Below are 21,707 nucleotides of genomic sequence, written 5' to 3'. Positions count from 1 at the left end.
TTGCTGGTTGCGTCCCCGAAAGCATACGCCGACACGCCCCCAGAGTCAATCAACACACCACCCTGGTTTCCCGCTCACCCTCGTGGTTCAGGGAGCCGCCACGCCTTTCCACGCAAGCACCTGCCCATCGGCCCGCATGCGCTCCTGAAGCCGGTGCACGTCGACTTCCTGAAGTGCGACGCCATCGTCGATCGCCATGGCGGCCGCCGTCGTAGCGGACTGGCCCAGGATCATGAACACGGGCTCCATGCGGATCGAACCGTAGGCGATGTGCGAGGCAGCGAGGCACACGGGGACAAGCAAATTGGCGCAGTCCTTTTTGCGCGGCACAATCGAACGATACGAAATTGGATAGGGCTCAAATCCGCCCACTTCCACGTCTCCTTCGTTGACTACGCGCCCGTCTTTCACATAGCGTTGCATGTGGTGCGAGTCCATGGTGTAGGCGGCCAGGCTTACCGCGTCGTCCACCGTGCGCACCCCGGTGCAGTTGTGTTCGGTCATAACATAGTCCGAGATCATCCGGCGCGCTTCGCGGATATAGAGTTGATGGGGCCATCCGCCGTTGTCCGTAAACTCATCTTTTGGCAATCCCCACTGCTGCATTTCATCGTGAACCGCCTTCGGCACCCGCGGATCATTGGCGAGGAACCACATCAGGCCCTGCTGGTAATCCTTGTGCGCCTGGATGATACGGTCCCGCGTGGCATAGTCGCCGTCGGGGTAGTCGTAGTTTCCGCCAATGAAATCCGTCGCAAAAGCGCCCTTGTTATTCGTGTCCGTCTTCGCGTTGGGCATATCCTTGGACAATTTCATCACGGTCCAGTGGCCGGCGTTCAGATAGCGCAGCAGCAGCTCGTAATCATCCCCACGATAGTTCGCGGGCTTCGGGAAGGGCATGCGGTTCTCGGGGTTGTTCGTAAGGCACATGCGGAAGCAGTAGGCCTGCACCCGGTGATCGCCGCTGCCTTCCTCGCCGGGGCCCTCGGCCTGAATATGGGGGAGGAGTCCGCTGGAAGGATCGCCGGGAACGATGTACGGGTCGATAGGCACTTCAAACTGATGATAAATGGCCTGCTTCGTCTGCACGCCGTTCAAGGTCTCGCCGTAGGTCGCATTGGACTCCCGGCCCACGTGATAAGGCACGCCCGCCTTCGCCATCAAATCGCCTTCGTAGGTCGCATCGATGAAGACCTTGCCCCGGTACGTCTTGCCGCTTTCCATGCGTATGGACTTGATTGCGCCTTTCCTTTTCTTGACGCCATTTTTCAGGTCCAGTCGTTCGCCCCGTACTACGGGCACCTTCGCCTCGGCGATCATCGCCTCGAAAGTCGCCTCCGCCACGTGGGGCTCAAAGGTCCAGTTCTCCTCGTTTCCATAGTGCTTGCCCAGACGCTTGTAGAACTCACGGGAAATGCCCCCGATCGCCGCTTTGTTGCCGATGTCCGTCGCGCCCAGCCCGCCAGAACTCAAACCGCCCAGGTGCTGGCCCGGTTCGATGATGATCGCCGTTTTGCCCATGCGCGACGCCTGGACCGCCGCCGCGACGCCCCCGGAGGTGCCCCCGTAAATTACGATGTCGTAAACCGGTTCCGCAGAGGCGATCACGGCAGACAGGATGGTCAGACAGAGGGCGGCGGCGCGAATCAACATCATCTCGGAGTACCTTTCAGTTTTCGAATGGCGGCGTTCACTTCTTTGTCCAGGGCCTGGAGAAAGCGCGAGCGATCCTGCGGTCCAAAAGGTGCGGGACCGCCCGTCATGATACCGGCATCGCGCAGGTTGGAGGAAATCTCGCGGCCGACCAGCGCGCCGCCGATGGATTCGACTGTGAAAGGCTTGCCCTTATGCCCCAGTACCCGCGCGCCCTTCTTCAGGCAGCGATCCGCGAGAGGGATATCAATCGCGATGACAATGTCTTCCGGACCGCAGTGTTCCACGATCCAGTCGTCCGCCTCGTCAAAGCCGTCGCCCACGACTTCAAGATGGAGCCACGGGTGGGCGGGTGTGTGCATCCATTTGTTCGCAACGAGGGTCACCTGAAGCCCATAGCGCTGGGCGACCTTGTAGACCTCGTCTTTAACGGGCGAGCCGTCGGCGTCGATGTAAATGTGGGGGAGAGGGTTCATAATTTTAGGGTCTTATGGGTCTTATGGGTCTTACGGGTCTCGTAAGTCCCATGAGATCAGATCGGTCCGCTCCGACTGATCCGTCCGAGACGTCGCTACAGTCTAATTCGCACTATACCGATAGTTGAAACGTCCGTCCGGGGCCACATCGCCACTGACATAAAAATCCATGGGGTCGTTTGGATTCTGCAGGTTGTCGGCCCATTTGAAATCGAACCGCACCGGCGAATCGCCCGCCATCAGCCCGAGGGCCGCTCGGGGAATGGCCAGGTGCAACTCGCGCTTGTCCACATGCTTTGTGATGTCCTGCACTTTCCTCCAGGTGAAGGCAGATTCCGCTCCCTCCGCCGGAGACTGGTGGCGGTGCAGCGTATTGCCACTCACCAGAAAATCATAGCCCAGCCAACCCGTGGCGGGGTTCTGGTCCGCGTCAATCAACAGGTGCATCCAGTTCGGCCCTTCGGTGGGGGAGAGGTCCTTCCCGGTCGCTGCGTAGAAGTACAGGTTATCCATATCCCGCGCCACCTTGAAGTTCAGCAGTTCGTTGCGTCCCGTCGTATTGGTGTAATGCAGTTTGTTAACGCCCGGGTAATCCCGTGCAATGGTATCGTCGGGGGCATCGGTATAGAGGGGCTCGACGCCGTTCCAAGGCGCGAAGTCTTCGGTGATCGGAATCGTCACCGGCGCGCTGGCTTCGGGCAGCGCCGGCGCGCCTTTGTATCGGCGGATGCCGTCCACGAGTTGATAGTAGTAGTTGTCCCCGTGTCCGCCCTTCATCATTTCAATGTCACGGCTATTGGCCGCGTCGAACTGATCCACGAAGGCCACAGGAAGCCCCTCGCGCTCGAAACTCCCCGCGATCCATTCGTTCCAGCCCGTAACCATCACTATCGGCGGATCCAGCTCCCACGCGCGGGTCCATTGCTCGGCGAAATTGTAGCCGTGGAGAATCGCGTCCGGACTGCGGTCGATGGCGCCCTTGTGAAAGGTCCGTCCCCGCGCGTCGCCCCGGCTCATGTCCGTCACTTTCCCGTCGCTGGCGCGCAGGTTCTGCGCAACAGACACATTGACCTGTTCGGGCTTGTTGGGGTCGTCGGTGAAGCCGTAGGGCTGGGGATAGGTGGCTTCCCAATGCCAGGCGCGTTCGGTATTGACCATTTCAAAAGGCCAGTGGGCTTTGCGGAGCGTAAAGAAGCCCTTCACCGTCTCGCTCGCCGCCGCCGGATCCACAATGAGCAGGGGTTTGCCCTCCCAGTGAAACCAGAGCTCTTTGTAAAGGCCGGGCTCGTACAAGTCCTTGTAGAGTTCGTCCGCCGTGGCGCCCGCTTCGGTATTGGTCATAAAGGTGATCTGCGGTGTGTGTCCGCCCGCAGCCCGCACCTCGGTGAACACTTCGCAAAGCTTCATGTAGACGTCTTTGTACGTCACGCGATTTGTCGTATCGAAGATAAGCACGTCTACGCCCGCATCGGCCAGCAGATGGGCGTGGCGACGCAGCACCCACGGGTCTGCATTCCTGTAGTAGCCAAAGAGGGGTTCGTTCCAGAAGTGCATGTGGCCCGCGGGCCCCCAGGGCGGCGACGTGGGTGTCTGCAACGCGTCGGGGTGGGCCGCCATGATCTTGGAAACGTCAAAGGGACCCTCTGTGCTGCCGTCGTGCTGCCCATTCCAAAGGAAGTAGAAAATGCCCACAAAGCGATCCGGTTTCGAAGGGCCCACTTCGTCCGCCGTGGGCAGCCTGCGACCCAGCGCATCCGTTGCCGGCCAGGGTACCCCCGGATTTGGCGCAAAGGTCTGTGCGGAGGCGATAGAAGTGAGGGCCACGAGTGGGAGGACCGTCAAATAGATGAAGTACTTCATGGGATTCGTTTGTCCTTGCTAAAGCGAGGCGGCCCGAATGGGACCGTCCTGCACGTCACGATGCTTCCGCGGCGGGTGACACCGCAACTCATTGAAAATTGCTGAGAAGACAACGTTCGCCACGCGTGCGGGACCGTCCCAGGTTTTTCTGATCTCCGGGACAATTCAAAAGCGTGGGACAGTCCTATTCAGAAGTCACTGTGGCAACCAACAACGGATTCAATCGGTTTAGACCAGCCGCAGTTTTCGAGTTCACTTTGTTGGACAGTCTCAGTGAAAGCGTGGGACAGTCCCATCATTTCTCCGTCCGAAGTTCATCCAGGTAGAGTCCGATTTTATCGAAGGGGATCTCTTTGAAACCCAGGGCAATCGCGGGCGACTCCGGCTTCAGGCGATAGTCGCCTTTGGCCGCGTCCACAAACATCGGGTCGGTATCGGACAAATTGTCCACGTAGGTCACGAGGGGCTCGGCCTGCTCGTCTACATGTTTCCAGCCTTCGCCCACGAATATATTTCGTGCGACCACATTGCCGACCGGCGCCTTGGGATTGTTCTCCAGAATATTTACCAGCTTCGGGTAGCGCTCGGAGTACGGAGGCTTGTTCCAGGCGATGCCCTGGATGGTGCCTTTCTCGTTGGCTTCCGTGATCCAGTCGTCGGCGTGCTGGTGGGCCCAGCCCAGCGCGCGGGAGTCGATGTGCAGACCCATTTTGCAGTCGATGAAGATGTTGTTCTCCACGGTGCAGTCGCGCCCGCCGCCGATGAAGGCCGCGTGGGTCACGTTGCGGAAAAGATTGCCATAAATGTCGGCGGAAGAGAACATGTCGTCGAGGTAGACGCCGACCGAACCCTTGCCCAGATAACCTGTTATGTCATAGAGGTGATTGTACCGGATGACATGGCCGCGCATGGTCCAGTTGCGGCCGGTGTAGAGCGCGCCCGCGTCGTTGGACTCCAGGCACACGTCGTGAATCTCGTTCAGCTCGATGATGTGATCGTTGCCGCCGAAGCCGATGGCCATGTGGGGCGCGTCGTGGATGTAGTTGTTCGCCACGCGATTGCCCACGCCCTGGACGTGAATGCCCGCATGGTAGACGCGGTTTATCTCGGCGTAGTGGTGGATGTGGTTATTCACCGCGAAGTGGCCCGCCGGGGTGAGGGTCGTCCGGTCACCGCCGTCGATACTGATGCCCGCGCCGCCCATGCCATAAATCTCGCAGGCCTGGATGCCGTGGTCCTTGCCGCCGCCCGCCGAGATGGCATTGCCGCCGCTGTTGCGAATGGTCAGCGCGTTCAGCCGCACGCTCTCGCCATCGCGGACGGTGATGACCGTGTCCCGCGCGCCTTCCAGCACCAGACCCTGCATCGTAACGTGGGAAACCTTGTCCATCGCGACGAGGTTCGGAAGTACGGAAACCATGACCTCGGCTTTGGCGGGATCGGAAGGCGGCCAGAAATACAGCAGGCCGGTGTCGCGATCGAGATACCACTCACCGGGGGAATCCAGCTCGGAGAGCACGTTGAAGGCGTAGAACCACTGACCCTTGCGGTAGCCGTATCCGTGGTAGGGCTCCTTCACGGTAATGGTAGTCGTCGCGGTGTCGATCGAGGCAATCTGGTGGCGCTGCTCGGCCCAATCCCAGAACCAGTAGCCGTGGAGCCAGGCGTCTTTCTCGCCGATCCAGCGGCCGGGCCGGTCGCCCTCATACTTGAACTGGCCCACCAGACTGCCCGGTGCGCCGTGGATCTGGTGTCCGTCCTGCACGACAAGATCGGCAATGTGGGTGAAGCCCTCGTTGGGCCAGCGCGAGAGCATCATGCGCTTGCCATTGAAGAATAGCTCCAGACCGCCGCTCGCGGGCGAGCCAAAGTCCGTCACGCCGAGGGCCTTGAGGTCAAGCTGTAACACATTTGGGCGCACGGCCTCGTCGATGCGCCCCAGAATGGCGGGATCGGTTACGGGGACAAAACCCTGGATGATTCGGCCCGCCAGCAGCCGCGCAGGGGCCTTCGGATCGGCGATGTAGCGAATGGGGGCGGTTGCCGTGCCGGAATCCTCTTCGCTGAGCGTGAAGGGGGCCTGACGCACATAGTCTCCGCCCTGGATGTGAACCTCCGCCCCCTCGGTCAAGGTGCCGGCGGCCTTCGCGGCGCGAATAGCGTCGCGCGCCTCCTCCAAAGTTTTCAAGGCGCCTTCAGCGCCCGCGGGATGCACCTGAAAGGCCAGGGGCGCGGCGTGAACCGCAGCAGTGCAGGCAAAGGCAACGAGCAACAGGCAAAGAATTCGGGGCATGGGGGCAAACTCCAAGTATTCCGCACGATACGCAACCGGGCACAAGCATAACACGTGGCGAGGGGTAGAGTTAAGCTGGGGGACCTACCGCCGCAAGGGCCCCGCAAAAGACGCAGGCTGCTGCGAGATCATTCAGCGACTCCGACAGACAGAAGCACCCGTGGGTGCGGCGGCGTGTTCCAGGGGATGTTGAAACTCGACGTGGAGCGACTTGGATTCCCACGCACATCGGGAGAGTGAGTGGCGGGGGGCATGGGCTGATGGGGGCGAACTGCAGGAGTGTCATAAAACAACAAGGGCGCAACAGCCAGGTTGCGCCCTTGAATCACCAATTCTGCATCTTCGCTCTACTTCTCGATCACAAACTCGTCCCGTACCTTGCCCTCGATGTCATAGGACTTGTAGGTCAGCTTGTTGCCGTCGATGCGAAGGTCGAGCACTTGGTACGTGGCCACATTGGTCATGCCGAATTCGGTGTAGTCGAACTGGCCCTGTTCGTAGAACTTGGTGCCCGACACGGAAACGATATAAATGGTGCCCTCGGCTGCCGACCCCACTTTCTGATCGCCCTTCATGGGCCAGGTGCGCAAATAGGCGTGGTCGTGGCCCTGCAGGGCGAGATCGACATGATACTTGTCGAAGATCGGCGTCCAGATATTGCGCACATCGGGATTGTCCCGGCTCGCCCCGGAAGAATAGGCCGGGTGGTGATACACCACAAACTTCCACGTGGCGTCGGAGGCCGCCAGTTCCGCGTCGAGCCACTCCACCTGATCGGCGGGAAGCAGGTTGGAATCGAGCACGACGAACAAGGCGTTGCTGTAGGTGAAGCTGTAGGCGTGCTCGGGCGCAATGTTTGCCGGGCCATTCTTCGGGAGGTCGAAGAGCTCCAGATACATCCGCGGCCCGAGGTCACCCTGATTCTCATGATTGCCGATGCAGGGCACCAACTGGCGGTGGTCGAAGACGCCCGTGGCGTTGTGAAAGAAGTCGTCCCAGTCGTCCCGTTCGTTGCCCCGGTTCACCAGATCGCCCGCCATGATGTAGAAGGCGGCTTCGGGCTCTTCTGAATAGGCATTGTGAATCAGTTTTCCCCAGGCGTCCAGACCGTTCTGCGCGTCGCCCATGTAAATGAATTTGAAGGGCGTGATCTTCTCGGGCGCGGTGGTGAACTCGAAGGGCGTCGTCCAGCCTGTGATGCTTCCGTCGCCCACCTCGTATTCATAGGTCGTCGCGGGCTCCAGGCCGATTAGATTGACCGAGTGGCGATGCACCGCAGGGTCGTTTATCGTATTGTGGTTCACCAGGGCCTTCGTCTGGGCCGCCACCGTAATCCACTTGTCGGCCAGTTCCGCGCCCGCTGTCTTCTTGATGCGGTAGCGCACCGCGCCCTGCGCCACTTCCGTACTCGTGCGCCACTGGACGGCCTGGGTCGTCTTCGGATCGCTCGCCCAGGTCAGGGTCACCTGATCGGGAGCCGCCGTGGCGGGATACTTTGTAACCTGGTAGACACTGGTGAGTCGTGCGGCGCGCCGGGCGTTTTCATTGCCCCGCAGCATCACCTGGCCCGCCAACGCCTCGGGCACTTCCTTGAGCACCGTCGTGTCCCAGCTTGAGTAAATGCGCTCGCCGGCGTTCATTGCGCCCACCGTATGCTGGCCGGGGTAGATCTCGCTCAGCTCGACCTTCTCGCCGGGTGTCTGAGGCACAATCGCCACGAAGTAGTGGTCGCCGTCGCCGCTGAGGGAATTCACCCCCAGTCCGACCTCGCCCGCAGGAAAGGCCTTGCTCCAGGCGACAAAGGGACCTTCGTTGGTGACGACGGTCAAGGCGGTCTTCTCGAAGCCGCGCTCCGCTAGCCAGAATACCTCCTCCTTCATATCTTCCGCACGGAGTACATATACCGTCACGGGGACGTTGACGCGAAAGATGAGGTGCTCCTGACCGAGAATCTCCCGCTCCTGCTCCGTGAGCGCGGCCAGCACCTTCTCGACCGTGAAGCCTTTCAGTTCCTCGGCGGGAAAGGTCCGGGCGAAGCGCTCGATAATGGCGGCCACGGTATCGTGTACCGAGGGATGATTGCCCACGTGGGCCTGGGCCAGGCCCGCCACAAGAAGTAGACTGGCCAGGATCGTTAAACGTCGCATGAATGAATTCCTTTCATGATCAAGAACACAGCGCTGGGCGGGCAGGTTGTTAAGCATGCTTCCCGCGTGTTAGTTTATTGTAAGCGTCGCAACTTCCCGTTACAACTCGCTTCCACATTAGCCGAGGCCGGTACCGTTACCCATGCTCACTTTTCGATGACAAACTGGTCCAGTACCTTGCCGTCCGCCCCATGGGCCTTGTAGGTCAACGTATCGCCATCGATTTTAATGTCCAGCACCTGGTAGGTATTGGTATTTGTGAAGCCCACCTCGGTGTAGTCGAACTGGCCCTGATCGTAGTACTTCGTGCCCGATGTCGATACGATGTAGATCGTTCCTTCCGCCGCCGTGGCCACCCGTTTCTGGTTGTACATGGGCCAGGTGCGGAGATAGGCGTGGTCGTGGCCCTGGAGCGCCAGGTCTACGTGATACTTGTCAAAGAGCGCGCCCCAGAGCTCGCGCACCTCGGGATTGTCGCGGTTGGCGCCGGAGGAATAGGCGGGCTGGTGGTAGGTCACGAATTTCCACGTCGCCTTCGTATTTTTCAGTTCGCTCTCCAGCCATTCCGTTTGCTCGGCGGGCTCCACATTCGCGTCCAGCGAAATCACGAGCACATTGCCGTAGGTGAAGCTGTAGGCGCGCTCGGGTGTAACTCCCTTCGGGCCATTCTTCGGCAGGTCGAGCAATTCCAGATACATCCAGGGACCCTTGTCGCCCTGGACCTCGTGATTGCCGATGCTGGGTACGAGCGGGCGGTGGTCAAAAACTCCCTCGGCGTTATGGAAGAGGCGATCCCAGTCCGCCCGTTCGTTGCCGCGATTTACGAGGTCGCCCGCCATCACATAAAAGGCCGCTTCGGGGTTTTCCCGGTAACACTGGTGCAGCAACTCGCCCCATTCGTCGAAGCCCGCCTGCGCGTCGCCAAGATATATGAAGGAAAAAGGCTCCGCCTTGTCCGGTGCAGTCTCAAACATCGCCGGCGCAATCCAGCCGTCTTCCGTTCCCGTGCCCACCTGATACTCATACTTGGTGCCCGGTTTGAGCCCGCTGAGGCACACGGTATGCCAGTTGGAAAGGGGATCGTTCACCGTGTTGTGGTTCTCCAGGCGCAGGGTCTTGGCCTGCTGCTCCGCCCAGGGCTCCGTCCCCTGTGTGCGATAGCGGACCAGGCCCTTCTCGGTGGCCGTGCTTGTGCGCCACTGGATCGACTGGGTACATGTGGGATCGTCGCCCCAGGTCAACACCACGTGGTCGGGCGTGGGCGTGGCGGGGTATTCCGTGGTCTGGAAGATCTGGGTGAGCCGGGCCGAGCGTCGCTTGTTCGGATCGCCCCGCAGCAGCAGCGCTCCCCGCAGCGCTTCGGGCGCCTCGGTGACCTTTGTGTCATTCCAACTGACGCCGATGCGCTCGCCTGCGACGAGCGTGCCCGCCGTGTGGGTCGCCGGTGTAACTTCGGTAACTTTCAGGGCGTCTTCTTTCTGTTTCGGAGCGACGACCACAAAGTAGTGCTCGGCGTCGCCGTCGATGGAGGGTACGCCCAGACCCACCACACCGGCTTCAAAATCTTTCGACCACCCGTCAAAAGCCTGACTGTCGGTGTTCACCGAAAGCCCCGAGTTTACGAAGCCGCGCGCCGGGAGCCAATGCACCACGTTGGGGTCTTCCGAATCGCGGAAGACGTAGACCGTCGCCGGCACGTTGATGCGGAAGGACAGGTGCTTCTCACCCAGTACCTTCCAGTCCTCTTCCGTTATGAAAGGCATCACCTGCTCCACCGAGACCTTGAGCAGTTGCTCCGCCGGGAGCGACTCCTGGAGTCGCTGCGTCACCCCGGCGGCCACATCGTGAACCGTCGGGTGGGTACCCACCTGGGCCGTGGCAAGGCCTGCAATCATCATGGAGAAAAAGAGGTGGAGCCTGCGATACATAGGGGAAACCTTTCTTGGGGCGGGGGCGCGGCTGGTCAGCGAGTGGCAATGCGCGCGTAAAGTTGTATAGCGTAGTTGGACCAGGCGCAAACCGCTGAAGTTGCGCCGTGGAAATTCTATTGTAAGCATCTTGTCGTTTATTGACAAGTGTGCAATATGAAAAAACACCGGACGGTGCCGGTTCTGGTTGTGGAATATGGTCCTATATATCCAACATTAGAGGATTTACGGGATCTCGGTTGGGCATGCGCCATGTGGAGGGTTTTTGTATGATCTTGCGCTTCTTGTTTGTTGTTGCGATCCTCGCTTCTCTGGCCTTCGGCCCCGCCGCCGATGCCCAACTCCCGGATACCGGGGAGAAGATCAAGTGCGTTGTGCCCATCCGCGCCATCACCAGCGGAAAAGCCCACTGGTTCGGCTACTACGACAAGGAAGCTTTCGACCCCACGGATCGCTTCGTTCTGGCGGCGGAAGTAGACTTCGAAGACCGCTCGCCTGCGGCGGACGACGTCATCCGACTCGGGATGGTGGACACGCAGGAGGGCGACACCTGGATCCCTCTAGGCGAAAGCACGGCGTGGGGATGGCAGCAGGGATGCATGCTCCAATGGGTGCCCGAGACCAGTGCCACCATCCTTTATAACATCCGCGAGGAGGGCCGGCACATCGCCGTGCTGAAAGACGTTGTAACCGGCGAAGAGCGAAAACTGCCCCGCGCAATTTATACCCTCAGCCCCGACGGGAAGACCGGGTTGAGCATCAACTTCGCGCGGCTTCAGGACTGTCGTCCCGGCTACGGTTACCGGGGCGGCTCCGACCCCGGCGCGGAGGAGATCGCCCCCGACGGCGACGGCATCTGGCGTGTGGACATCGCCACGGGCGAGTCCAGCCTACTCTTTTCCTACGCCGACATGAAGGCGATTCCATGGCCCGCCGCGCCCCAGGGGAAGTATTGGTTTAACCACCTCCTGTTTAACACCGACGGCACCCGATTCATATTCCTCAACCGCGCCCACGTCGCACCGGGCGTGAAGAAGCCCTGGGCCACGCGCATGTTCACCGCAAGCGCGGATGGCGGAGCCCCGCACATCGTGGCCGACAGCGGCATTGTCAGTCACTTTATCTGGCGCGACCCGAAGCATCTGATGGCCTGGTCGGAAGAGCCCGAGACGGGCAAGGCCTATCACCTCTATACCGATCAGAGTGAAGCGGTGGAAGTGGTGGGTGCGGAGGCGTTCTCCCGTGATGGCCACTGCACCTACTCGCCGGATCGCAAGTGGATCCTCACCGACACCTATCCCGACAGTTACAACATGCACCAGTTGCTGCTCTACAACATTGCGGAGAAGAGGCTGATTGAACTGGCCCGGATCTATCGGCCCAAACCCACCGACGACGAATGGCGCTGCGACCTCCATCCCCGCTGGAGCCGCGACGGCAGGAAGATAACCATCGACGCGATGTACCTGGACGGTAAGCGCCAGGTGCACCTGCTGGACTTGAGCGAAATACTTCAGAGAAAGTCCTGAAGCCGGTCACATCGCACTGATTGAGCATAAAGTGTTCATTAAGGCATATCTGTTCATGTGGGGCAAAGGTGTTCGCGACGAACCTGGAAGGTGATCGCTTCTGCTCAGGTCTCGCGTGCGGGCGGGGCGACCCGGCCCGTGTTTCCCGCCGAGTTTGGGAGCGCCCGGTGCTCAACCCTGTTCAACGATTCCGTTAAGGTACCGCGTTGGAAAGGACGGGTGCGTCTGGCAGAGGGGGTAGTGCGCAAAAGTGTCATTTTGCACCGAACGCTGCGCACAAGTGATCGGCCATAGTCTATTGCCATTTGTAGGGAATTTTCTACACTTTTGTTGCGTTTTCGTTGAAGATATTGTGTGGGGGTGGTATATTCATGACAGATGTGCGGTTAAGCACGCACATAGCGGGGGAAAATCTGCATGGGGGGATTCAATTTGCGGCGACGCATGACGTGTGCGCGCGGGTGTGCTTGATGGTTGCAGAGGAAGATCGTGTTAACAGAGCAATCGCTTCATCGGGTAGTTGGGATAGGCGCCTCCGCAGGCGGGCTGGAGGCGCTCCAGACTTTTTTTGATTCCATGCCCGTTCCGTGTGGCATGGCTATTGTTGTAGTACAGCATTTATCGCCCGACTTCAAAAGTCTCATGGACGAGTTGCTTCTCCGCCACACCCGGATGCGGGTTCTCCTGGCCGAAAACGACATGGTTGTGGAGCCCGATACCGTCTATCTCAATCCGCCGCGAAAAGACATGATCATCTCGCGGGGCAAATTGCTACTTTCGGAGAAGGACCCCAGGGACAAACTGACCCTGCCCATCGATACTTTCTTCCGTTCGCTGGCAAGCGACCAGGGGGAGAGGGCGGTGGCGATTATTCTGAGTGGCACCGGAAGCGATGGTTCCCGGAGCCTGCAGAACGTGGTCGACGCTGGTGGCCTCGTTATCGTTCAGGCCGAGGATACGGCCGCTTTCGACGGGATGCCCAAGAGCGCAATCACCACCGGCCTCGCCCACTACATCGTGCCGCCCGAGCGGATGGCTCAACTGCTGATCGACGAAATCGGCAATGGCGCGCGCCCCGCGTCGGCCGTTCGCCTGCCCGCCGGCACGAACCCCGAACCGGGCACTATCCAGCATATATTCCGAATACTTCAGGACGAGTTCGGGCTCGATTTTACCCAATACAAACCCTCCACCGTGGGGCGGCGCCTGGAAAGGCGCATGCTCCTCACCAATTCGAACAAGGTGGAGGACTACGTGGCCAGGCTGCTCCACGACAAGTCGGAGCGAAACAACCTCTATCATGACCTGCTGATCGGCGTGACCCAGTTTTTTCGCGATGTGCCCGCCTTCCACCGCATCGCCCGCGATGTTATTCCTTCGCTGGTGGACAATTGCGAGGAGGAGGAGGAAATTCGCGTCTGGATCCCCGCCTGCGCCACCGGCGAAGAGGTCTACACCATCTGCATTCTGTTTCGAGAGTACATTGATCGACAGCAGAAAAAAGTCGGCGTGAAGGTGTTCGCCACCGATGTGCATCGTGACTCGCTGGAGCGCGGCAGCGCCGGCGTCTATGCCGCGGAGACCGTTGAGTCGGTGGATCCCGCGTTGCTCAAGAAATACTTCACAAAGGAAGAGGACCACTTCGTCGTCAGCCCCGCCATTCGGCAGATGGTCGCCTTTGCGCCGCAGAACCTGCTCCGTGACCCTCCCTTCACACGCATCGATCTGCTGGTCTGCCGAAACCTGCTCATCTACTTCGAATTGCTGGCGCAGCAGCGCGTTTTGACCCTCTTCCACTTTTCCGTCAGGACCAATGGCTACTTGTTCCTTGGGCCCAGCGAGAGTCTCGGAAAACTGGAGGAATATTTCGAAGAGGTGGATCGTCATTGGAAGATCTACCGGAAGCACCGCGACGCCCGACTGCCCGCGGAGATGCGGCGACCCATGCCCGCCGCGGTGTTGCCGCCGATCGGCACCGACCGCCGTGGCGGATACGCCTACAGCGAGCAGGCCGCTTCCCTGACCCAGCAGCTTCGACTTTACGATGTCCTCCTGAGCGATTTCATGCCTCCAGGCATTCTCTTTTCCCGAGACGGTCAGTTGCTCCACGCATTTGGCGACACCAAGTCCTTCCTCGAACCGCTTCGGGGCCGCCCGAGGTTGGACATCTCCGAAATGCTTGTGGAGGATCTGCGCCTTCCATTCGCCTCCGCCCTCGAACGGGTCAGGAAGTCGGGAGACCGGATCAGCCTTACCGACATCCTCGTAAAGTCGGAATCGGGCAGTCGCCTCTTCAACCTGGAGATCCGTACGGTCGATGCGCTCGCGGGGCCTGCGGAGCACTACCTGGCCGTAATCAAGGACGTGGCCGCGTATGCTTCCAACGACGAGCTCCCCTCCGAGGGATTTCGCTTCGACGAGGAATCCCGAAGGCGCCTCGAATCGCTGGAAAAGGAACTCCAGTACACGAAGGAGCATCTTCGCACCACCATCGAGGAGCTGGAAACCAGCAATGAAGAGTTGCAGGCCAGCAACGAAGAACTGCTTGCCTCGAATGAAGAACTACAAAGCACCAACGAGGAGTTGCACAGCCTCAACGAGGAGCTCTATACCGTTAACTCCGAACATCAGGCGAAAATCGGCGAGCTGATGGAGCTCACCAATGATATGAACAACCTGACGCGGAGCACGAACATTGGTACCTTGTTCGTGGACGCCAACCTCCAGATCAGGCGTTTCACCCCGGCGGCCGCGAAGCTTTTCAATATTCTCAAGCAGGATATCGGACGTCCGGTGGAGCATTTCACGAGCAAGCTCGACGCCGCCGGATTCATTCGGGATCTTCGAGATGTGCTGGAAGGCGGTCGGCAGGTGGAGCGCGCCATGATGTTTGAAGATGGCGAAAGCTATCTCATGCGCATCGTTCCCTACCGGACCGAGAAAGGGATCATCGAGGGGGCCGTCGCGACCTTTATCGATATTACAAGTCTGCACCAGGCGGAGGCCGCGCTTGCCCGCCAGACGCGATTGATGGAAATGGTACTGGATACCGTTGCCGACGGCGTGGTCGCCGTGGACGGAAAGGGACACTTCAACCTCTTCAACCGCGCGGCGGAGGATCTCCTCGGTCTGGGGCCGAAGCAGTTGGAGGTTCCGCAGTGGCCCGCCGAGTACGGGCTCTTCCGCTCCGACGAAGTGACCCCGATCAAGTGGGATGAACTCCCGCTTGTCAAGGCGATGAATGGCGAGACTTCGCTCCGTTTCGAGTGTTTTGTGCGGAACGAGGCCCTGGAGCGCGGGCGGCACATCTCAATTTCGGCCGCGCCGATTCCGGCGATTGGCGAGGAGAAGTCCGGCGCCGTCTGCACCTTCCATGATATTACCCAGCGCGTGGAGCGATTCCGCAGGCTGGAGATGAGCCAGACGGATCTGGAGCAAGCCGTTCGGGACAAGAGCGAGAAGCTGGAGATCAGCGAGGCCCGGTCCAGGCTTGCCCTGGAGGCGGCCGAGATGGGGACCTGGTTCTATGACTCCCGTTCCGGCGTCTACCGCAGGAGCGCCGAATTTAACCGGATTTTGGGGCTGGCCCCGAAGGACACGGAGTTCAGTCTGGAAGAATATCTCAATCGGGTTTATGTGGATGATCGAAACGCCGTCAGCCGCGGCATGCTCCAGGCCACCATGTCGCCCGGCGAATACCAAATTGAGTTCCGAGTGCAGCGGGGCGACGGGAGTCTTCGCTGGCTCCGGGACAAAGGGCAGATCGTCCAGTCGCGCGATGACGGAACCGTGGTCATGGCGGGGGCCGTCGTGGACATCAGCGATCTTAAATCCGCCAATGACCTCATGGAGGAAATGCGCGTACGGCTGGAGAAGACCGTGGCGACAAGGTCCGCCGAGCTGGAGGGCATCTATGGCGCGCTGCCCTCGGGTTACATCATGGTCGACAACGAACTCCACGTACTGAGAGCGAACCCGGTCGTTGCGCGCATGCACGGGCTGTCGCCCGAGGCGTTCAACGGCAAGCGACTCTCCGAGGTCGCGGGCGGCGCCTCTCTGTCGCTGGAGTCCTGTCTCCAGAAGGTCCTCGATTCCGGACAGACCCTTTACAACGTCGAATTGCGCGGCGCCTTTCCGGGGTTCCCGGGGGAAAGCCACCTCCTTTCGGTCACCTGCTTTCCGCTGCCGCTGCTCGATGGCGCGCGGGGAGCCGCCGCCATACTCACGGATCACACCATCCTCGCCCGCTGCCAGAAGGAACTGGCGGAGCAGCGAAATCTTGTCGATGTCGTTGTGGAATCGCTCAAGGTCGTCGTGTGCCAGTGGGACGTGCCCTCCGACACGGCGGAGTGGGGACCCTTCTTTACCGAGGCTTTTGGCCACCCCGCCGGTCATATCACCGAGGCCTACGCGTGGTGGTTGAATCGCATTCATCCCGACGACAGGGCCGGCTTCAGCGAGGCGTTCCAGCGGTATCAGTCCACGGGAAGCGAAGACAACTGGGAGTGTACCTACAGCTTTCAGCGGGCCAACGGCACTTACGCTCACGTTCGCCATTGGTTCACGGCGATCCGCACGGCGGACGGGCGTGCGGAGCGGCTCCTGGGCGCCATACTCGATTTGACCGAGGAGAACCGGCTCATGAGCCGGCTCGTGCAGCGCAACAAGGATCTCGAAACGCTGGTATATATCATCAGCCACGACCTGAAAGAGCCGCTGCGCTCAATCCGAACGTTCACCGACCTGCTTGCGACGGAGCACGCGGAACACCTGAACCGCGAAGGCCTCGACCTGCTGGAGCGTCTCGGTCGCAACTCTTTCCGGCTGGACAAGCTCATCAACGAAGTGCTGGAGTTGTCACGCGCCCAGCAGTTGGAAGTGCCGGATCGCGGTACCGACGGTCGCGCGCTGGTGATGCAGGCCATCGCCCAGCTTCAGGACGCCATCGACTCGCTCGGCGCGACGATACGCGTCGCCGACCAGATGCCCAACGTCCGCGCCAACGAGCGCTGGGCCACGCAGGCGGTCTACAACTTCATCCACAATGCGTTGAAATTCTGCGAGGACGGCTGCAAACCCGAAATCGATATTTATCCCTATGCGCCCGTGGGCGACGAGCCCCCCATGAAGGGTTTTGTGGTTGCGGATCGGGGCGCGGGCGTGCCCGAAGAGTTGCGTGACCGGATCTTCGAGCTTTTCAGGAAAGGCGAACGTCGCACCGATGGCACGGGCGCGGGCCTGGCGATCGTGCGCGAAGTTGCCCGGCGGCACAATGGGAACGCCTGGCACCGCCCGCGGTCCGGCGGCGGATCTGAATTCATCATCACCTTCGGCGAAGGAGGCGCCTCGTGACGGAACCGCATTCCCAGAAGTTCAAGGTTTTCCTCGTCGAGGATAACGACGACGATGTATTCGTAATTCTGAAGGCCATAAGCCAGTCCGGCGTGACGGTGGAGACGGAGGTTGCCGAACATGGCGAGGCGCTCCTGGCCGCGCTGCGGGAGCGGGACGAAGCGCACCAGACCCTGCCCAATATCATCCTGCTCGATATCAACATGCCCCGGCTGGATGGCTATGAGGTGATCCGCGCGCTCAAGGCCGATCCCCGGCTCTGCCACATTCCGGTGCTGTTCCTGACGACCACGAGCAGGAAGGAGGATGTCCAGCGGGCCTTCGAGTCCGGCGCGAGTTCTTTCTTCAGCAAGCCGGCGGATTTCGAGGACCTTGTCCGGCTGATGGAGCACATATTGATTTATTGGAAGCGCGTCACCCGGTTGCCCGGCCGCGATTGAGCGGGCGGTGGACCGGTGTCGTGCGGTTGGTGGCACAGGGTTGCGACAGGGAAAATAACCAGGAAGGTACGGGATTCACATTATGAATGAAGTACGAGACGGTTTCTACCATGACGGGAATGCGGGCAAAGGCCGGTCCTTGAGCGTTCTGGGTATCGATGACGATCAGGATCACTTGTTTATCCTGGAAACCATGCTCCGGCGGGTGGACGCCTACCAGCTTGAAGTTGTCGGCCACACGGATCACCGTCTTGCGCTGGAGGAGATCCGTCGGCGTTCGTTCGACCTGGTCATTATCGATTATGACCTGAAGACCACCCTGGCCACGACGCTCATCGACACAATCCGGTCCGAAGGTTTTCGCCAGCCCATTTTCGTGTTGACGGGGGTGGGCAACGAATCCGTGGCCGCCAGCGTGATGAAGGCCGGGGCGAACGACTACATTGTGAAGTCCGACGTTTCCGCGAGTCTGCTGCGGGTCGCCATCGACGGCGCCCTGGGCAAGCGAAGGCTGGCGGAGGAGAAAGCCATTCTGGAGCGGGAACTCCTCGAAAGCCAGAAAATGGAGGCCATCGGCACCCTCATCGGCGGGCTCGCCTTCGACTTCAACAATCTGCTCACCGTGGTGCTGGGCGAGGCGGAAATGGCCCTGACGAAGTCCGCCGGCAGCGGAGTTGAGCGGCACATCCAGACGATACAGCAGAATGCCTTCTCCATGGCGTCCATCGTCCGGAAGCTTGTTGCCTTCGATCGGACTGAACGCGAAACGCCCAGCCCCGGCTATCTCGGCATGGTCGTGTCGGATACCTGCGCCTACCTCCACCACATTCTCCCGCGCACCATAAGGATAGAGAGCGAGATTACGCCGCTGGGCGATCGGGTGAATATTCACGAGCGTTCCATACGGCAGATACTGATCAATCTCGCCCTGAACTCCGCCGACGCCATGCCTTCGGGTGGCACGATCGGAATCCGCGTCTACTCCGAGCGCGGCGGCTCGGGCTGGGGACCGCTGCCCGATCATCTCCGCCGCGGCAGCGCGGTGCTGGAGGTTTCCGACACGGGCAAGGGCATGAACGCTGAAGTGCGCCAGCGGATGTTTGAGCCCTTCTTCACCACCAAGGAGTTTTCCAGCCGGAAGGGCGCGGGGCTGGGGCTTTCCATGGTCTGGCAACTGGTAAAGTCCATGCAGGGGCACACCCAGGTGAGCAGTGAGCCCAATCAGGGGACCACGATACGAATTCTATTGCCTTTCGAATCGATCAGCAGCCAGGCAAAGTCGGGCGATATGGCAAGCTGACTCAGGTGGAGTGATCGCGGCCGTCGGGGGCCGCAAGCCTGGCCACCGCGTCCATTACCACGTCAAATGGCACTTTTTCATAAGCCCCGAAGAGCGCGTGCTTGCTCAGCTTCCCACGGGTCGTACGCGGCGAAGTGATGCCGCAGAGAAAGCGCGCAAGCTGGCGCGGACTCGCGAGGGCGTCGTGCCGCTCGGCCATCACCCCGCGGAATCGACCAAGGTCGCTCTCGCCCAGGGCTGGCGCCGTGAGCGGGGGCAGAGGATCCCGCGGGACGGCCTTGCAGCGGTCGCAGTGACCGCAGTCTTCCCGGTCCTCGCCGAAGTAGCCCAGCAGGCGCCGCGTGAGGCAGCCCGGATGGGCGGCGTAGGCCAGTACTTCCCGGGTGCGTGCGATGTCGTTCTTTTCGCGCTGCTGAAAGCGTTCGTGGAGACTCTCGATGAGTGCTTCCACATTCTCCGGGCGCGCAAGTCTGCGGAAGCCCTGGCGCAGGCCCGCCACTTGCACGACGAGGTCGCCCCGTTCCTCCAGGAAGGTCAACGCGGCCACGATACGGTCCCGGGGCTCGCCAATGTTCTCCGCCACGCGCGCAATATCCAGCGTGAACCACTTCGGACCTTTCTTCGCACAGCGGAAGATCTTCTTCAGGAAATCGGCCCGTTCACCGCTGACCAGCGCGAAGATCTCGGCGGAGGGCCGTTGGGGTTGAAACTTGTACTCCGTGTAGAAAGGGCCGGTCGACGCGATGAGTCCGTCCAGCTCCAGGTACGTGATGAGGGTGCGCACCACCAGCGGGCGGACGTCGAACTCGAAGGAAAGGTCATACTCCGAGACGTCAAAGACATCGCCCGCTTCCAGCAGGCGCCGCGCGAGTCCCGCCACGGTGGCGCGCTCCGGGGTATCGCCGTAGGTGAAATTGTCCAGCGTGACTACGTCCTCGGGACAGGCGAGCATCTCGCAGACTGAAGTTCGCCCGTCGCGTCCCGCGCGGCCGATTTCCTGGCTGTAACTTTCCAATCCCTTCGGGAGGTTGTAGTGGTAGACATAGCGGATGTTTGCCTTGTCCACGCCCATGCCGAAGGCGATGGTGGCCACGATGATGGCATCGTTGGAGGCCATGAAGGCATCCTGAATCGCCGTACGGTCCTCTGTTTCCAGACCGGCGTGGTAGGCCCGGGCGTTCAGGCCGTTGCGCGAGAGAAAGCTTGCGACTTCCTCCGCCGTGCGCTGCAGGGTTACGTAGACGATGGCCGGACCCGCGGGGCGCTTGCGGATGCGGGCGAGCATTTCATCGTCCCGCGTGGATGGTGTACACGGCACCACGCTGAGCTTCAGGTTGGGCCGGTAAAAGCCCGTGTGCACTACGTCCTCCTCGGCGATGTCGAAGGCCGCGCGCACGTCCCTTGCCACGGAGGGTGTGGCCGTGGCGGTCAGCGCGAGGACCCGTTCCACGTTGAGCTCTTTCGCGAGGCGTGCAATCTTAAGATAATCGGGACGAAAATTGTGGCCCCATTCCGAAATACAATGGGCCTCGTCGATGGCGAGCAATGAGATTCTCTGCCGCGCGATGGAGCGAAGGAAGCGTTCGTTGCCCAGACGCTCGGGGGAGATGTAGAGCAGCTTCAACGTGCCGGCGTTGAGGTCATCAAAGAGTTTCAGATTCTCCTCCCGTGTCAGGGTGGAGTCCAGCCGTGCGGCGGGCGCGCCATGGCGTATGAGGAAATCGAGCTGATCCTTCATCAAAGCGATCAGCGGCGAAATCACCACCGTGAGGCCATCCAGCAATAGTGCGGGCAGTTGATAGCACAGGCTTTTGCCGCCACCGGTGGGGAATATAGCCAGCACCGACTTGCCGTCGAGCAGGCGCGAAATCGCGGCCTCCTGCCCGTCGCGGAAGGTGTCGAAACCGAAATGTTGCTGGAGGTGTTCCTGGAGTGTGGACATGGCGCTGCCGCTTCTATTTTTTTGGTTTTGCTCTCGGGGCTCAGGGGTGCGCGAGCACGGGGATAGGATACTCGATAGAGAGAGGGAAAGGCGAAGAATTCTAACCACAACGGACACAAATGAGGTAGTGTCAAATAGTTTCTGTAAATACTGTCCACTTGGGTAGTGTTTGCTGTTTTGTTGTTTTCAGTAGGCCCCACCCCATGGGGTGGGGCCTACTGTACTAGTGTTGTGTGCTTATTTTACTCCCTGCCGTCCAGATCAAGATAGCGCTTGGTCTCGCACAGCCAGGTCTCCTGACGCTCCATCAAGTGCGCGCCTATCAGACGGTCGCAGGACGCTTCGTTGGGAAAGATGTTCACCGCGTCGCTGCGGCGCTTAATTTCCCGCATCACGCGCTCTACCATGTTGGTCGAATGCAGACGGCGCTTTAGCCGGTTGGGCAGGTCGTGGACCGTCAGGCAGTCCTCGAAGCCGGTCCGGAGCTGCTGGGAGAGCGCCGGGCATTTGGATGCCCAACGGACCGCCATCTCCTCCGCCGCGCGCCTGCAATGCTCCTTCTCCGACAGCGTGAACAACTCCTTGAGTTCCCGACCCACCTGCGCCTTGTCCTTCGAACCGCCCAGTTTCGCCATGGCGTTGCGCATGAAGTGTATCCGGCAGCGCTGCCAGGAGACTCCCTGCAGATAGCGCCGCGCCGCCGCCTGGATGCCTTCGTGCGCGTCGGAAATCAACATCTCCACGCCGTTGAGGCCGCGCGCCTTCAGGTCCCGAAATAGTTGGCCCC

General features: G+C 60.5%; 12 protein-coding genes. 4 read left to right on the top strand and 8 right to left on the bottom strand.

The annotated features are described in order from the left end of the window. Positions 1 to 87: 87 nt before the first annotated feature. The 6 genes from JNK74_13340 to JNK74_13315 form a co-directional block, all read right to left on the bottom strand. Entirely contained in the window at positions 88 to 1,656 is a 1,569-nt protein-coding gene (locus JNK74_13340) for an FAD-dependent oxidoreductase (protein ID MBL7647165.1), read from the bottom strand. Continuing rightward, entirely contained in the window at positions 1,653 to 2,129 is a 477-nt protein-coding gene (locus tag JNK74_13335; protein ID MBL7647164.1) for a YaiI/YqxD family protein, read from the bottom strand. Before JNK74_13335 ends, JNK74_13340 begins: the two co-directional genes overlap by 4 nt. 102 nt (positions 2,130 to 2,231) lie before the next feature. After that, a complete protein-coding gene (locus JNK74_13330; protein ID MBL7647163.1) occupies positions 2,232 to 3,989 on the bottom strand; it encodes a hypothetical protein in 1,758 nt (585 codons plus the stop codon). A gap of 295 nt (positions 3,990 to 4,284) precedes the next feature. Beyond that, positions 4,285 to 6,282: a right-handed parallel beta-helix repeat-containing protein gene (locus JNK74_13325; protein ID MBL7647162.1), complete on the bottom strand. Its 1,998-nt coding sequence runs from the start codon at positions 6,280 to 6,282 to the stop codon at positions 4,285 to 4,287. Positions 6,283 to 6,629: 347 nt separating this feature from the next. Beyond that, a complete protein-coding gene (locus tag JNK74_13320) occupies positions 6,630 to 8,429 on the bottom strand; it encodes a metallophosphoesterase family protein (GenBank protein ID MBL7647161.1) in 1,800 nt (599 codons plus the stop codon). A 146-nt stretch (positions 8,430 to 8,575) separates the two neighbouring features. Continuing rightward, the gene (locus JNK74_13315; protein ID MBL7647160.1) at positions 8,576 to 10,357 is read right to left on the bottom strand and encodes a metallophosphoesterase family protein; all 1,782 of its coding nucleotides are present in this window, start codon (positions 10,355 to 10,357) and stop codon (positions 8,576 to 8,578) included. 269 nt (positions 10,358 to 10,626) lie between these two features. On the opposite strand from JNK74_13315, the gene JNK74_13310 reads away from it, so the two are divergent. The 4 genes from JNK74_13310 to JNK74_13295 all read left to right on the top strand — a co-directional run bounded on the left by JNK74_13310 (position 10,627) and on the right by JNK74_13295 (position 18,978). Further along, positions 10,627 to 11,886, top strand: a complete 1,260-nt coding sequence (locus JNK74_13310) for a hypothetical protein (protein ID MBL7647159.1) — start codon at positions 10,627 to 10,629, stop codon at positions 11,884 to 11,886. A 489-nt stretch (positions 11,887 to 12,375) separates the two neighbouring features. Continuing rightward, positions 12,376 to 17,238 (top strand): PAS domain-containing protein, encoded by a 4,863-nt coding sequence (locus JNK74_13305; protein ID MBL7647158.1) that lies wholly within the window; start codon positions 12,376 to 12,378, stop codon positions 17,236 to 17,238. Further along, positions 17,235 to 17,678: a response regulator gene (locus tag JNK74_13300; protein MBL7647157.1), complete on the top strand. Its 444-nt coding sequence runs from the start codon at positions 17,235 to 17,237 to the stop codon at positions 17,676 to 17,678. The genes JNK74_13305 and JNK74_13300 overlap by 4 nt, the downstream gene beginning before the upstream one ends. 82 nt (positions 17,679 to 17,760) lie before the next feature. Continuing rightward, positions 17,761 to 18,978, top strand: a complete 1,218-nt coding sequence (locus JNK74_13295; protein MBL7647156.1) for a response regulator — start codon at positions 17,761 to 17,763, stop codon at positions 18,976 to 18,978. A gap of 1 nt (position 18,979) precedes the next feature. Here the strand turns inward: JNK74_13295 and JNK74_13290 are convergent, their stop codons facing one another. Beyond that, a complete protein-coding gene (locus JNK74_13290) occupies positions 18,980 to 20,920 on the bottom strand; it encodes a RecQ family ATP-dependent DNA helicase (protein MBL7647155.1) in 1,941 nt (646 codons plus the stop codon). A 242-nt stretch (positions 20,921 to 21,162) separates the two neighbouring features. Then, positions 21,163 to 21,707: transposase (locus JNK74_13285; GenBank protein MBL7647154.1), on the bottom strand; the 545-nt coding region annotated here is incomplete at its 5' end.

The sequence above is a fragment of the Candidatus Hydrogenedentota bacterium genome (genome assembly GCA_016791475.1).
Taxonomy (GTDB): domain Bacteria; phylum Hydrogenedentota; class Hydrogenedentia; order Hydrogenedentales; family JAEUWI01; genus JAEUWI01.
This window is presented reverse-complemented; position numbering and strand designations above follow the sequence as displayed.